Below are 13827 nucleotides of genomic sequence, written 5' to 3'. Positions count from 1 at the left end.
TTTCTCTAATTATTAATTAAAATTAATATTTTAATGATGATTATTGCAATTATCTTTAAAAATTAATAAATATGGCTCGGTATTTGTACGGCAGTTAGTACCATTTTTACTAAGATATTCATCGCTTAACCTTAAAAAAGTTTTTATATGATAATCAGTGAAGATCAACTATTAGCTTACGGTGCAGACTACGAAGATTATGATATCAATCAAAGTATTTTTCATGAAGGAGGTCTGCCTAAATTCTATTTTCAGATTGTAGATGGTATTGTCGAATTAAACAATTACCATGAGGATGGAAAAGAATTTACACAAAATATTCTTTCCGCCGGTCAAAGTTTTGGTGAATCTTTATTGTTTAATGAAAAGCCTTATCCAATGAGTGCTGTCGCTAAAACCAAATGTAAAATATTGAAATTGTCAAAAGTTGATTTTTTCAATTTATTAAACCAAAACCAGGAACTGTCTTTAAATATGTTCAGATGTCTTGCCGACAGACTTTATTATAAATATATAATGCTCTTCAATATTTCGGCTACAGATCCTTCTTTTAAAATTAAAACCATAATAGAATATTTAAAAGGAGATACCTCTGACAATGGACCTTATTCTTTTCAGGTTCCACTTACCCGGAAACAAATTGCTAATCTGACTGGCCTACGGGTAGAAACCGTTATACGAACGGTTAAAAAAATGGAAAATGAAAAAACGCTAAAGATTGAACACGGTAAAATATACTATTAGTGCTAAAGAATTGAAACCATCAAAACCATGAATTCTATTACAATGTGAGAGCTTACTAGCTAGTATGAGAACAGCCTTAAACAACTTTACGGAAGTTTAAGGCTTTTTATTTTCTGTGTTTTAACTTTTTCTGTACTCTGAAGGACTTAATCCTCTGTGTTTTTTAAATGTTTTAGACAGATGACTTTCATCATTGAAACTAAATTCAGCAGCAATTTCTTTTAATCTCATCGTACTGAATTTTAAGCGGGTGTCGACCAGTTTCAAACGATATTCAAGTAGATATGACTGATAGGCAACACCCACATTTTTTTTAAAAAATTCACCGAAATAAGTTTTAGAAAGGTCGAATTGTTGAGCGATAACAGTGACTTTTGTTTTCTCAGGATCTTTAATATGCTGTTGAACATAGCTAATGATTTTCATAACCAGGAATTCAGTGCTGTTTTCGTTTACTTCTTTAGTGTCGCTCAATATGAGATTCCGGGCCACAAGATTAAGGAGAATGGAAATGGATTGCCGGATAATGAGGTAATCTTTGTTGGATAGAGATCTGTATTCTCTCAGTATATTATAGATTAAAAGTGTAGCAAACTGGAGATCTTCATTATTGCGGAAAATGCAGCCGGCCTTGCTGTGATAATTATTAGAAATGTAATTCAGTTTATTCAGATTTTCACAGGTTTCAATACGGTCTGCCTCAGTTCTGATCTGGTCAATAAAATAAAGCGGACATTGAATGACAATTAAACTGGCCTTTTGAGCATAAAAATGATAAATCAACGAGGTATTCAATAGGAAAAATTTATCGATTTTAAAGTCATAATGGTGTTCATCTACGTTTACAGATCCTTTTCCCGCTTTAATAAAAACTATGGTAAAGGACTGCCTAGAATTTACTGAAAATGTCTGATCATTAAGCTCTTTTTCCTGTACTGAAAATATATCGATTCCTTCTCTGCTCATGGTATTTAATCTTACATAATAAACCTTTAATTGTACAAATATACGTGTATTTATTATGGTTTCTTTGCTGTAAGAATTTTAGAATGGAATATAGTAAAGAAAGATGGCGGGCATTAGGTTTCCTTACGATGGGAGCTTTCCTTTCACCTCTTGATTATTTTATTGTCAACATTGCACTGCCTGCGATCCGAAATGATTTTAATGCAAGTAATGCTTCTTTACAAATGGTAATTGCTGCTTATGGATTAACGTATGCTGCATTAGTAGTTTGTGGCGGACGATTTGGTGATATTTTTGGAAGGAAAAAGATGTTTATTATAGGTCTCTATGTCTTTATGATTGCTTCAGCGGGATGTGCTTTTTCACCGACAATCTATTTTTTAATAGGGTTCAGGATTTTACAGGGAGTAGGTGCTGCAATGCTGGCTCCACAAGCATTGGCAAATATAAGAGTGATATTTCCCTCCACGGAACAGATTAAAGCAATCGGAATATTTGGCTCTGTTTTTGGTTTTGCTGCGATTATGGGACAGTTGCTTGGTGGGATACTCCTTAAACTTCAGCTGTTTGGATTTACGTGGCAGTCTGTATTCATAATTAATATTCCTGTGGCTGTGATCTGTATTATTGGAGTGTCAAAGGTCCTTCAGGAAACCAGATCCGAGAAAAAAACAAATATAGATTTTATAGGAATTCTTCTTATTATTGGCGCCTTGTTATGTGTTATATATCCTCTGATAGAAGGAAATAATTCAGACTGGCCGATCTGGATTTTTATGATGATAATTTTAGGATTGCTGTTTTTTTATATTTTCATTAAATATGAATCCCATTTGGAGAGATCAGGAAAAACGCCGTTAATCTATACAGGTCTTCTGAAGAACAAAACATTTAGTCTGGGTCTTTGTATTATTTTAATCTACAATTTTACGGCAGGACTTTTTATTTGTTATCCGTTCTATCTTCAAAAGTATTTATTGTGGTCTTCGCTAGATACAGGATTGGCGATTTTACCTTATGGAATAGGTTTTTTTGTGGCTCCATTAATCAGTACTAAAATAAATGCAAGCAGTATTAGCCTCACTAAAGCAGGTTTACTTTTGTTGATTATTGGGATATTCTTATCGGCTTTTATGTTCTATTGGGATGCCGAACCGGGACTTTGTGTTTATCTGGCATTATTGATAGCAGGATCAGGGCATGGAACAGTTATGCCTGCAATGCTCAAGAATGTGATGTCGGATATTGCTGCTAATGAAGCCGGACAGGCTTCAGGGGTTGTAAGCACTGCTATTCAGATAGGGAGTGTTCTTGGAGGTGCGGTCATTGGTTCACTTTTTTTCTCAATTGCAGAAGGAACTCAGATGACTGATGCGATTGTTGTTGCTCTTTCTGCTATTGGAGGTTTTCAGATCCTGGGTTTGATCATTGCATTTAATTATTCGAAACAACATAAAAAGAAATGGATAAAAAAGATTTAGTAAAGAAAGAGATTTTGGATTTTCATGAGAAAATTGAAAATTGGTTCAAAGGAAATACACCGGATAAAGAAGCATTGCTGTCAGCTATGTTGAAGGATTTTCATCCTTATTTCCGAATGAAAGGGAGTAGGGGAAATGAACTGGATTATGAAGGTTTGGTAAATTGGTTACCTGATGCTTTTGGAAGGTTTTCAGAAATGGAGATTAAGGTTTTTGAGATTAATATTCAACTTTCAGGACAACATGCTTTGGCAGAATATGTAGAAAAACAAAATGCTGATGGAGAAATAAATACCAGAAAGGCATCTGCTGTATTTTTATTACATTCTGATAACAGCATCAGTTGGTATCATTTGCTGGAAGAATGGATATAAAATTAAGAAACGGGTTATTTAATAAGCAAAAATAAGAGTTGATAAAAAACCTCTCAGTTCTGAGAGGTCTCAACTTTTCCAGTTGTAAAACTAACAAGAAATCTTTTTTTAAATAAAACCTCCCGCGTGAACGAGAGGTTAATAAACTGTTGAGATTGTAATAACACAGGTTATTAGACTATAAAAGTACAAAATTTTAATTTTAAATTTTAGGATTACAATTACTAATAATATATTTATTAATTATTATCCTTTTTTAGATGAATTATTTATTTCTCAGCTTCAGTTTTTAAGTCTTTCAGCCATACTTGTAATGACTGTTCAAGATGACTCTGGAACTTTTTGTGCATCATAGAAACCAGCCATCCTTCCATACTTTCATCCACAATTACTGTTGTATAATCACCATTGGGAACCAACATCCAGTTGTGGATTGCAAAAGCGCCGAAAGCGGGTCCGGACCATCCTATTTTTCGGTACGGAATTGTGGAATGTAAAGTTGATCGAATGGTAAGGCCACCACTTTTCCAGTCGAAGCTGTTGCCTTTTTGGAAAGGAACATTCATTACCGGATCCTGAATATCTTTATTCCAACTGGACCAGTGATTGACATCACTCATAATTTTATATATTTTTTCCGCAGAAGCATGAATGACGATCTGCTGTTGGGTTTTTACGGGTGCATTCCGGTTAATATCTTCCGTAACTTTATAATTACTGGTAAGCTCAAGGATACCAATTATGAGAACTAATGCAGCTACTAAAACGAGAATACTTAAAAGAATCTTTTTCATGATGATATTTTTTTAGAATATTTTGATAAACAAATCTACCGATTTAGAGAGGATGTAAATTGTAAGAAAACGAAGTTATTCCTCGATTTTTTATAATATTTTTTGAATTAAAAGAAGCTCGTTTCTTAGTTGAAAAAATCCGAAGCCACTTTTGACTCCGGATAAAAACAATCTGAATTGTTCATAATAAAAACGACTATTTCAATAATAAGATAGATTGATTTTTTAATAATTACAGGTTGTATTGGATATAATCAGCAGGCTTAACTGACTTCTGATATTTTCAAATCTATTTTTCGGGGATTGATATTTGATTATGACACATAGCTTTCCAATAGCTATATGACAAGCTATTAAAATGATGTTGAAATGATTGAAAAACAGATGAAATTTGCAGCTAACAGTAGAATATGATCTGCGACAGAAGTCAGAAAAGCTGCCTTAAATAAGTTTTAAAGATCCTATTTATATTTGATAAAAGTGGCCTGTATTTTTTTTACTTTCATATTGGTGGTGACAGATCCGCCACTATATGTATCGTTTTTGCTGCCTTTTTTTACATTTCCAAAATCGCTCTTAGAGCTTCCCGTAACTTCTTCTGTCAGTTTCATAATAACACCGTCAGCACCTCTGGCTTTTCCAAGCTCAATGGCTTTCTGCTGCATCTTATCCATAGAACTGAATCCCTGGTCTATTTCTGTTGTCCCCATAGTTTCGTGCTCTCTTTTTACATCTCCCGCAGCGAAATAAACATCTACGTTTTGAGTAGGAGCGTAGGTTTTTCCAAAGTAAGAGGGTGCACATGATGTTGCCACTGAAAGGGCTAAAATTCCAACGGATTGGATAAATAATGATTTTCGCATTTTTTTTGTTTATAATTTAATTGTTTGGTTTTTAAATATGTTTTGAAATAGATATTAATTATTAGGCTCTTGTTCACCTTCGTCTTTTTTATTGGTGATTACTTTGTTGAGCATTTGTCCCATAAAATTATCACGGTAGGTCTGGCCAATGGGAATCTGGTTTTTGGTAAACTCTAATTGTACCAGATTTCCATGGATCATCATGATAAAAGGAATGGCAATAATAAAGGATTTATGGATACGTAAAAAACGGTCACCGAGTAGTTTATTTTCTAGCCCGCCAATATTAAGAAGAGCCATTACCTGTTCTCCATCCTTAGTATGAAAGCAAACGTATTTTCCTTTTCCTTCGATATAAATAATATCCTGGATCTTGATCTTTAGCAATTTTCCTTTATATTCTGTTTTCACCATGATGAAATCATCTTCCATTTCTTTTTTAGGGGAAGAAATACCTTCTTGCACGCGCTGTACAGCCTTTAGAAATCTTGGAAAGAAAATGGGCTTCAGGAGATAATCTACAACGTTGTGATCAAATCCGTCAAGGGCATATTCTCTGAAAGCTGTCGTTAGTATAACCTTATACCTATCGTTCAGTAAGGGTAGAAATTCAACACCGGACATTCCCGGCATCTGGATATCCAGAAAAATAAGATCTACATCGGTTGTATTCAAAAGCTGTAGCGCTTCTGCCGGATTCATTGCGGAACCTACCAGCTTTAAAAAGGGGGTTTGTTCAATATGAAGGGTCAGTAATTCTATAGCGTGGGCTTCGTCATCTACAACAATACAATTGATCATGATCTAAAGATTTATGGTTATTTCATTTAAATAATAGTTCTCATCTTCTTTGATGGTAAACGAATGTTTGATACCATACATCAATTCCAGTCGCTGTCGGACGTTACTTAATCCTATTCCTTTTGAAGGTTCTTTTGGTCCATTTTTCTTTTTATTGCTAACCAGGAAGTAGATTTTACTTTTGGTAGCTTCCAGCTCTATAGTTACCTTGTTTTTTTCATCATTTAATTCCCCATGTTTAAAAGCATTTTCTACCAATGTAACGAAAGCTAAAGTGGGAACATAAGATACATAGGCATCATCTGTTTCAATATTTTCATGATATTTCACTTTCAGCATATGATTGAACCGGATCTGATTCATTTCTATTACTTTTTTCATATGGTCAATTTCCAATGCCAGAGGTACAGTTCCAAGTTCATCCCAATCGTCCAGGGCATAGCTCATAATTTCTGAAAGCAGGTGTACGGCATGAGCTGCTTCCGGGCTTGTTTTAATTGTTTTTGTATAAATAAAACTTAATGAATTAAAGAGAAAATGAGGATTGATCTGGTATTTTATAGCAGCCAGTTCAGCTTTCAATTTTTCCTTTTCAAGTTCTTCTTTATGTTTACGCATCTCATTGGAAGTTATTAAAGTGGCAAAGAAAACAGATATCATTATAATAACTACATCAAGCAATGCGGCAGTGAGAAAAAATACATTCGGTGTCACGTAGCCGGCGTCGGTGGGTTTTGAACCCTGGATATTAAAATTCCATACATATTCATAAGCAGTTAATGCGATGAAAAACAGGATCACCTGTAAAAGTATTTTTTTCCATTTCCTGGTTTTTATTAAAGGAATGGCCAGATGATAAATAAGGATATAATATACAATAGTGCCTTTAACAATAGTGTGGATAAAATTGATGTAAAGCATTTTGCCTGTTCCAAATTGTTTAAGGGTCGTCTCCAATCCCTGCAATCTGATCAGAAATAAAAATGCCGCCAGACTCCATAGCGTGTAAACCATCAGAATGATCAGTATCTGCTTCCATTGTTTTCTGACGAACGTTATCATTTTTATACTTTATTTTTAGTTTTTTATAATTTAATGGGAAATAGATAAAAAGAAAAATAAATTTCTGCTATACCTATTAAAATTACAATAATTTGCAATATTAGTTTATATGCTGTTTACAATAAGAATATTATTCATCAACGAATCTATTACTGGTGTCAACAATAGAATTAGGGTAATAAGAAATAGAAAAGCTGCCAGACTCCATACTGCAAAAATGACTAGAGTAACTAATATCTGCTTCCATTGTTTTCTGACGAATGCTATTATTTTTGACACCTTGTTTTAAACTTTTTATCATTTTTATTTTAATTAAAATAGAAAAATAAATTTCCGTATTCGCCATAAAAATCATAGTAATCCTATATTGACAGTGCAATATTAGTTCAGATATAGCTTATAATGAAAGTATTATCCACCAACAATTGGATTGCAGGCACCAACAATTGGATTGTAGTAATTTGTAAAATTACATCTTAAATAAAGGAGGTATAAAATAAAAAAGCAGAGATCAATTCTCTGCTTTTTCTTTTTTTAAGGTGTGATTCATGGTAAGTATAATACCAAAAAGGATCAGAGCAATAATTAAATACCGCCAGGAGAGATCTTTTTGTAAGGAAACAGTTCCGCTTACTGAGATAATAAAACTTGTAACAGAGGTGATGATGTAAACCAGTCCACCCATTAGTCCGCCCGCTGTACCTGCATTCTTGGGGAAGTATAACATACTTGTCGTAAAAAAGGAGGTAAATAAGATTCCCGAACAAATATGAATGAAAAAGGCGAATGGAATCATGATATATAAGCTTTCTGTAAAGTAGCTTGCCGTGATTAATCCTGTAATAAGCATTAACTGTAAAATAATAGGCTGTAGTATTCTTGATTTAAAGCCTAATGAAACCCGTTTCTTTCCGATAAAACCACCAATCATCCATGAGAACCCTAAGATTAGTGTACAATATCCAATGACAACAGGAGTAAAGTGAAAAGTATTTTCAATAATAAAAGGGCCTGTAATATTGAATAACATGACAATAGAATAACTTAGCCCCAGAATAATAATTCCCAGCATAAAAATGCGGTTTTTCAACATCATCTTATATAGGTTGATATTTTCTGAAAGATTCAGTTTCTTTTTCTCAGGCAGACTTTCCTCACTGAAAAACCATTCAAATAAGAATATAGCCCCAGCATAAAAAGCAAGGAAATAAAAGTTCGCATGCCAGTTAAATAATTTTTCAAGATAACCACCAAGGAAAGGTGCTAAAATAGGCCCAAGTGACCATACGATAGTAAAATAACTCAGATAATGTTTTACTTTTTCTGCATCGTAAATATCTACGAAAATAGCACGGGTGGCAACAACCATTACAGAAACAGCTATTCCCTGAAGAACACGAAGCAGGCATATCAGTAAAATACTATTGGTCATGGTGATTAAAAAGCTCGTTACTACCAATAGAAGTAGTGCTGCCAGTTTTGGACGGTAGCGTCCAATACTATCCAGAATTCCACCTACAAATAATTGAGAAATTCCATAGCTAAGCAAATAGGAGGTAAGGGTAATCTGGATGTCTTTTTCCGAAACTTGCATTCCCTTGGCCATTGATGGAAAAGACGGTAAATAGATATCTGTAACAAACCCTGATAATGGGATTGATATGAAGGCCATAATAGTGATTAATCTGATGCGTTGTTCAGATGCTTCTCTCAACATAGTTCATTCTTTTTTTAACGATACAAAAATACGTCAAGAATCTTTGATATCTATTTTAAAAGACAAAGTAAAAATTACAAAATTCAAAGATTTAGAAAGCATGCTTAAATTTAAGCGGTGATGTGTTTGAGTGCTTTTTAAAGAAATTATTGAAATGAGAAGGTTGGTCGAATCCTAATGTATAACCGATTTCAGCAATATCCCAGTTGGTGTATTTTAAAAGGTTTTTAGATTCTTCGAACATTCTCTCCTTAATGATATGCGTTGTTGTAAGATTGGTTACCGATTTTACGGAAGAGTTTAAATGATTGACATGTACGTTGAGGTGATCGGCAAAATCCGAAGCTGTTTTTAAAGCAAGCGGGTAAGCAGGAGAGTCTAACGGGAACTGTTTATTAAGCAATTCATCAAACATACGGTATAAACGGACGTTAGCAGGAAGCTCGTCCGGATCAACATCTTCAACGCGATTTTCTAATGCCAGGTGTAGAACGGATGCCAGATGACTTTTTATACTGCCACAACGAAATGGATAGGTGGAGTTATTGAGCTTATACATTTGTTCAAAATAAACAGTGACCAATTGGGTTTGCTCTTCTGTTAAAAAGACAATAGGCATGCTCCATTCTTTAAATAAGGAAGTCTTTTTAAATAATTTAAATTCAGAATTTCCATTAAAAAATTCCTGATTGAAAAGACAGAAATAGCCTTCCTGTAGATCTCCGTCACATTCCCATGAATAAGGGATGTTGGGAGAAGGAAAGAATAAAGCAGGACGGTCTATGTATAAGTTTTGTTGCCCATACTGAAAAGTACCTTTACCTATGATAAAACTTATTTTATAATAATCCCGGCGATTATAAGGGCTCTTGAAGCTGCAATACTTCCGCATAGAAATGTTAAAATGTGATTTTCCCAACTCAAAATCATGGGAATCAAACATTCTTAACTGGTTTTCCCTGATGTTTCTGTAATAATCTTCTATCGTTTCTAAATGATCACTCATGATTTAAAAATTATAAAAATCAAAGATACGGAAACTTGCTGATTTTTGGTTAAATCAATAAGGAATCGCATAAGCTAACTGTAAAGAAGGTTTTATTTCCGGATCAGTCCAATATCTCTAGCAGATCAGCTCTACCTAAACCAAGTATTTTGGATTCTTCTGTTTTTATAAGTCCTTGTGTCAGTTTGCTTTTTTTCTTCTGGAGGTTCAGTATTTTTTCCTCAATCGTATTCGAACAAACCATTCGTATTGCTACGACATGTTTGGTCTGTCCTATCCTGTAGCTTCTGTCGATTGCCTGGTTTTCTGCGGCAGGATTCCACCATGGATCTACGAGATAAACATAATCGGCTTCAGTAAGGTTAAGACCAACACCTCCGGCTTTTAAGCTAATAAGAAATACCCGGATATTTTCATCCGTTTGAAATCGGTGGACTTTGGAGCCACGATCCTTACTCTGCCCTGTAAGATATTCAAAAGGAATATTTTTATCTTCAAGTTCTTTTTTGATCAGATCCAGCATTCCTACAAATTGTGAAAACACAAGAATCTTGTGTTCCTTTGATTTGTTTTCGATCTGCTCAGTTAACAGCTGAATCTTTACAGAATGTTCTCCGGAATGGCCCTCCTTCAACAGAACTGGAGAATTACAGATTTGTCGGAGCTTGGTTAAGCCCGTTAACACATGCATGCTGTTTTTCAAAGTCTCATCATCAGTGGAAGCAGATATAAAATCACGCAACTCCCTTTCATAAAGGTCGTAGATTTTACGCTGCTCTGCGTTCATTTCACAATAGATGACCATTTCAGTTTTCTCAGGAAGCTCCTTTGCGACTTGCTTTTTCGTTCTTCGTAAAATAAAAGGATTGATCTTTTGTTGAAGTTCGATGGTGCGTTTACCATATTCAAATTTATCAATTGGAATGGCGTAAACGTCTTTAAAATATTGCTTACTTCCCAATAATCCCGGACATGCAAACGAAAGCTGTCCGTAAAGATCAAAGGTATTGTTTTCAACAGGTGTTCCTGTCAGTACGACTCTGTTTCTGGACTGTAACAGACGGGCAGCTTTATATTTTTCTGAATTGGGATTTTTGATCGCCTGTGATTCATCGAGAAAAACATAATTAAAGCGAAATGATTTAAGGAAGCGAATGTCTGAAAGCAGCATTCCATAACTGGTCAATATGACTTCATATTCCTTAAAATGATCGATGTTCTTTAGTCTATCTGGCCCGTAATGCAGCAATACTTTAAGAGAAGGGGCAAATTTTTCCAGCTCTTCCTGCCAATTAAAAAGAAGAGAAGTTGGTACAATGATAAGATTTGTATTTGCTCCATATTTTTCTCTTTGGTGTAAAATAAAAGCAATGATCTGCACTGTTTTTCCCAATCCCATATCATCGGCCAGACATCCACCGAAATTGAAACTGTCGAGAAGGCCTAACCAATTCAATCCTTCCCGTTGGTAATCTCTCAGATTGGTTTTTAATTCAGTTGGAACAGGGATTTCCGGAGCTTTTCTTAACATGGAAAATTGGTTTGAGTAAGAAAGGACTTCTGCCTGTACCTCTTCGCTTAAAATCTCTTTTTCAAACAAACTTGAAATTTCAGTAAAACTGATTTTAGGGATTTTCAATAATTCTTCATCGATATCACCCGCCTGAAAGTATTTGGTGATTTTACTGATCCATTCATCGGGCAGTATACCTTGCGTGCCATCATCGAGCTGTACAAACTTTGTTTTATTACGGAGAGCACGGTGCACCTGCTTTAGGGTTGCTTCTTTTTTTCCGAAACGGACGCTCAGTTTAGCATTGAACCAATCAATGCCACTCGTAACCTGAATGTTGATTTTAGCACGATTCGGGTTCAGTTTGTTGTTCTTTAGTTCACTAAAACCAAGAATGATTATCTTTTCATTTCTCCACGTTTCGAAGGCTTTTAGAAACCAATCTGCATCCAGAAATTTATTTTTATGTAAGTAAAAATATTCATCTGCCTCCAGTTGTTCTTCAAATTCCGGATGCTGCATCATAATAATAGAAGTAAGAGAGGTTTCAGCCTCATAATTTCGTTCTATTTTAAACTGATTTCCATTCTGGTCTGTGTCATACAGCTGTTTTCTTGAATAAACAGCTACTTCTACAGTTCCATATTTCATTACCGGAGTAATCGACACGTAATTGCCTTCCTGATGCAAATAAATAATCTTTTCTGTTCCGAAATTTTTTTCTTGCAGCTGTACGGGAGTCGCAGAATGGATATAACTGTAATTAATGTGAATATACTGTTCTAATGATGCTAAAACGGTCTGCAGAAAGTTCTCGTACTTTGAAGCGTGGATGAGAAGAATTTCATTGTTAGATTTAAAAAACTTAATGACCCGAAGCATGTCAGGATTTTCAATTAAGCTTAAAGTATTTTGGTAATGAATAAAATAATCATTTCGGATAATGATATTTTTAAATGGCAGTGAAATATCATTAAAGAGGAGCTCTCCTGTGATTTCATAGAACGGATCTTTTTTGAGTACGGTCAGCTGTATCTCAGCTTTAAGAAGCTTAAGCGCCACAGGAATCAGAGATTTAGAAGAAACAAATTCAGCCAGATGAGGATCATGGTAGTATACATCGAGCTCCAAAGGATTTTGAACGATCAATTTCAAAGCTTCCAACTCTGTTGGGCTTTGTTCTTCATTAAATTTATTTTGAAAAGCAATAATGGCTGTGTAAAACTTAATTTCTGATGGCTGCTCAGATTTCCAGATCAATTGCATTGCATCAATAGGGGTAACAGGGTTTTTAATTTTACCATTTCGGGTAACCTCAGCTTCCATTAATGAAAAGTTCAAAAAATTATAATAACGGTGTTTACCAATAACCATTATTTGTCTTTTATCAGTATCCTGTATCGCCAGTTCTTTGAGGACTGATTTTCGCAGTGGCAGTAAGTTCTGTTTAATAGCATGCTCATCAATTTGAAACAACTCTTTAATTTTAGGCTGAATGTCGAGCTTTCCATCCTGATAGTTCAGATGAAAAAAGGTATCAAGATGAGGCTCGTTTTCTAAACCAAAACCTTTAGCAAAGGCAACCAGTGTTCTTTGTCGTAGATTAGTATCAAAGAAAATCCGATAGTTTTTTTGTTCCAGAATGCAATAAATAATTTCTACCTGGTGTTCACAAAGTTTATCGGTTGGGTTTTCGCACGAACATGTCGTCACCAATGCAGATCCTACCTGACTTACCGAAACATTTGGGAAACTGATTACTGAAGTTGTTCTGGTGAAAACCCCGGAGTTAATTTCAAGGGCAATAGGTTCAATATCCCGGAAGTCCTTTTCTTCTATGAATCTTGCCGTTTGGGTGTGCTTTAAAAGTTCATATATCGAAAGTGTACTGATATAAGTATCCGGTAAAATATATTCTTTTGGCAACTCCATACTGACGACAAGCGAATGATTATTAAAAAAACGAAGGTACATAAAACCGATAAAAGGAAAAGACTGGATATTTAAAATCTTCCATTGTTTTTCAGCTTATGAACTTTTAAAAACATTTTCCCTCTTTTTATAGAACTTCTTTTATAGAATTTTTTTTATAATGATTTCTATTATAAAGATAAATATAGAGGTCAATTTTGCTTTAAATTAAAAATTTTATTTGCTTTATATTATTTAAATGATTATCGCTTATTCCCAAGGAGTATTTTTTTTAAATATTTCTAATTTTTTTTCATCACAGTTAGGCTGGAATCACCATAAAACCTATATTTGCACCCTAAATTTTAAAATAAATGAAAGAACTAATCGAAAAAATCAACGCGGAATTTGAAGCATTTACAACTGAAGCAAACCAACAAGCTGAAAAAGGAAACAAAGCAGCTGGAACAAGAGCTCGTAAATCAGCTTTAGAACTAAGTAAATTGTTCAAAGATTTCAGAAAAGTTTCTGTTGAAGAATCAAAAAAATAAAAATAAGCCAGCTATTTTAGCTGGCCTATTTTTTTAGGGGACAA

The 13827-nt window shown here is 34.4% G+C and carries 13 protein-coding genes; 4 read left to right on the top strand and 9 right to left on the bottom strand.

Annotation, left to right across the window (positions count from 1 at the left end; all coding sequences use genetic code 11):
- Window positions 1-147 precede the first annotated feature (147 nt).
- Window positions 148-744, top strand: coding sequence for a Crp/Fnr family transcriptional regulator (locus NG806_RS07245; protein WP_214831396.1), 597 nt, complete (start codon window positions 148-150; stop codon window positions 742-744).
- 120 nt (window positions 745-864) lie between these two features.
- On the opposite strand, the gene NG806_RS07240 is transcribed toward NG806_RS07245, so the two are convergent.
- A complete protein-coding gene (locus tag NG806_RS07240; RefSeq protein WP_261512512.1) occupies window positions 865-1710 on the bottom strand; it encodes a helix-turn-helix domain-containing protein in 846 nt (281 codons plus the stop codon).
- An 83-nt stretch (window positions 1711-1793) separates the two neighbouring features.
- Here NG806_RS07240 and NG806_RS07235 point away from each other — a divergent pair, with 83 nt between their 5' ends.
- Together NG806_RS07235 and NG806_RS07230 are read left to right on the top strand one after the other, a co-directional pair.
- Entirely contained in the window at window positions 1794-3191 is a 1398-nt protein-coding gene (locus tag NG806_RS07235) for an MFS transporter (protein ID WP_261512511.1), read from the top strand.
- Window positions 3173-3565, top strand: a complete 393-nt coding sequence (locus NG806_RS07230) for a hypothetical protein (RefSeq protein ID WP_261512510.1) — start codon at window positions 3173-3175, stop codon at window positions 3563-3565. Before NG806_RS07235 ends, NG806_RS07230 begins: the two co-directional genes overlap by 19 nt.
- A 269-nt stretch (window positions 3566-3834) precedes the next feature.
- On the opposite strand, the gene NG806_RS07225 is transcribed toward NG806_RS07230, so the two are convergent.
- The 8 genes from NG806_RS07225 to NG806_RS07190 form a co-directional block, all read right to left on the bottom strand.
- Window positions 3835-4359, bottom strand: coding sequence for an SRPBCC family protein (locus NG806_RS07225; RefSeq protein ID WP_261512509.1), 525 nt, complete (start codon window positions 4357-4359; stop codon window positions 3835-3837).
- Between the two features lie 461 nt (window positions 4360-4820).
- Window positions 4821-5222 (bottom strand): hypothetical protein, encoded by a 402-nt coding sequence (locus NG806_RS07220; protein WP_214831391.1) that lies wholly within the window; start codon window positions 5220-5222, stop codon window positions 4821-4823.
- A 54-nt stretch (window positions 5223-5276) separates the two neighbouring features.
- Window positions 5277-6023 (bottom strand): LytR/AlgR family response regulator transcription factor, encoded by a 747-nt coding sequence (locus tag NG806_RS07215; RefSeq protein WP_261512508.1) that lies wholly within the window; start codon window positions 6021-6023, stop codon window positions 5277-5279.
- Between the two features lie 3 nt (window positions 6024-6026).
- Window positions 6027-7085: a sensor histidine kinase gene (locus tag NG806_RS07210; RefSeq protein WP_261512507.1), complete on the bottom strand. Its 1059-nt coding sequence runs from the start codon at window positions 7083-7085 to the stop codon at window positions 6027-6029.
- A gap of 130 nt (window positions 7086-7215) precedes the next feature.
- Window positions 7216-7431, bottom strand: coding sequence for a hypothetical protein (locus NG806_RS07205; protein ID WP_261512506.1), 216 nt, complete (start codon window positions 7429-7431; stop codon window positions 7216-7218).
- Window positions 7432-7596: 165 nt separating this feature from the next.
- The gene (locus NG806_RS07200; protein WP_261512504.1) at window positions 7597-8802 is read right to left on the bottom strand and encodes an MFS transporter; all 1206 of its coding nucleotides are present in this window, start codon (window positions 8800-8802) and stop codon (window positions 7597-7599) included.
- 91 nt (window positions 8803-8893) lie between these two features.
- A complete protein-coding gene (locus tag NG806_RS07195; RefSeq protein ID WP_261512503.1) occupies window positions 8894-9808 on the bottom strand; it encodes a helix-turn-helix domain-containing protein in 915 nt (304 codons plus the stop codon).
- Window positions 9809-9911: 103 nt separating this feature from the next.
- Window positions 9912-13295, bottom strand: coding sequence for a DEAD/DEAH box helicase (locus tag NG806_RS07190; RefSeq protein ID WP_261512501.1), 3384 nt, complete (start codon window positions 13293-13295; stop codon window positions 9912-9914).
- 311 nt (window positions 13296-13606) lie between these two features.
- Here NG806_RS07190 and NG806_RS07185 point away from each other — a divergent pair, with 311 nt between their 5' ends.
- Window positions 13607-13783: a histone H1 gene (locus NG806_RS07185; RefSeq protein ID WP_034684091.1), complete on the top strand. Its 177-nt coding sequence runs from the start codon at window positions 13607-13609 to the stop codon at window positions 13781-13783.
- Window positions 13784-13827 lie beyond the last annotated feature (44 nt).

Source organism: Chryseobacterium paludis, from assembly GCF_025403485.1.
Lineage (GTDB): Bacteria > Bacteroidota > Bacteroidia > Flavobacteriales > Weeksellaceae > Chryseobacterium > Chryseobacterium paludis.
Note: the sequence above shows the minus strand (reverse complement) of the source record. Positions and strands in the feature narration are given on the sequence as shown.

What these genes read in the sequence shown, in the direction of transcription:
- NG806_RS07245 (WP_214831396.1), top strand. Translation starts at nt 148, where the DNA reads ATGATAATCAGTGAAGATCAACTATTAGCTTACGGTGCAGACTACGAA.
- NG806_RS07220 (WP_214831391.1), bottom strand. Translation starts at nt 5,222, where the DNA reads ATGCGAAAATCATTATTTATCCAATCCGTTGGAATTTTAGCCCTTTCA.
- NG806_RS07235 (WP_261512511.1), top strand. Translation starts at nt 1,794, where the DNA reads ATGGAATATAGTAAAGAAAGATGGCGGGCATTAGGTTTCCTTACGATG.
- NG806_RS07225 (WP_261512509.1), bottom strand. Translation starts at nt 4,359, where the DNA reads ATGAAAAAGATTCTTTTAAGTATTCTCGTTTTAGTAGCTGCATTAGTT.
- NG806_RS07195 (WP_261512503.1), bottom strand. Translation starts at nt 9,808, where the DNA reads ATGAGTGATCATTTAGAAACGATAGAAGATTATTACAGAAACATCAGG.
- NG806_RS07240 (WP_261512512.1), bottom strand. Translation starts at nt 1,710, where the DNA reads ATGAGCAGAGAAGGAATCGATATATTTTCAGTACAGGAAAAAGAGCTT.
- NG806_RS07215 (WP_261512508.1), bottom strand. Translation starts at nt 6,023, where the DNA reads ATGATCAATTGTATTGTTGTAGATGACGAAGCCCACGCTATAGAATTA.
- NG806_RS07210 (WP_261512507.1), bottom strand. Translation starts at nt 7,085, where the DNA reads ATGATAACGTTCGTCAGAAAACAATGGAAGCAGATACTGATCATTCTG.
- NG806_RS07200 (WP_261512504.1), bottom strand. Translation starts at nt 8,802, where the DNA reads ATGTTGAGAGAAGCATCTGAACAACGCATCAGATTAATCACTATTATG.
- NG806_RS07205 (WP_261512506.1), bottom strand. Translation starts at nt 7,431, where the DNA reads ATGGCGAATACGGAAATTTATTTTTCTATTTTAATTAAAATAAAAATG.
- NG806_RS07185 (WP_034684091.1), top strand. Translation starts at nt 13,607, where the DNA reads ATGAAAGAACTAATCGAAAAAATCAACGCGGAATTTGAAGCATTTACA.
- NG806_RS07190 (WP_261512501.1), bottom strand. Translation starts at nt 13,295, where the DNA reads ATGTACCTTCGTTTTTTTAATAATCATTCGCTTGTCGTCAGTATGGAG.
- NG806_RS07230 (WP_261512510.1), top strand. Translation starts at nt 3,173, where the DNA reads ATGGATAAAAAAGATTTAGTAAAGAAAGAGATTTTGGATTTTCATGAG.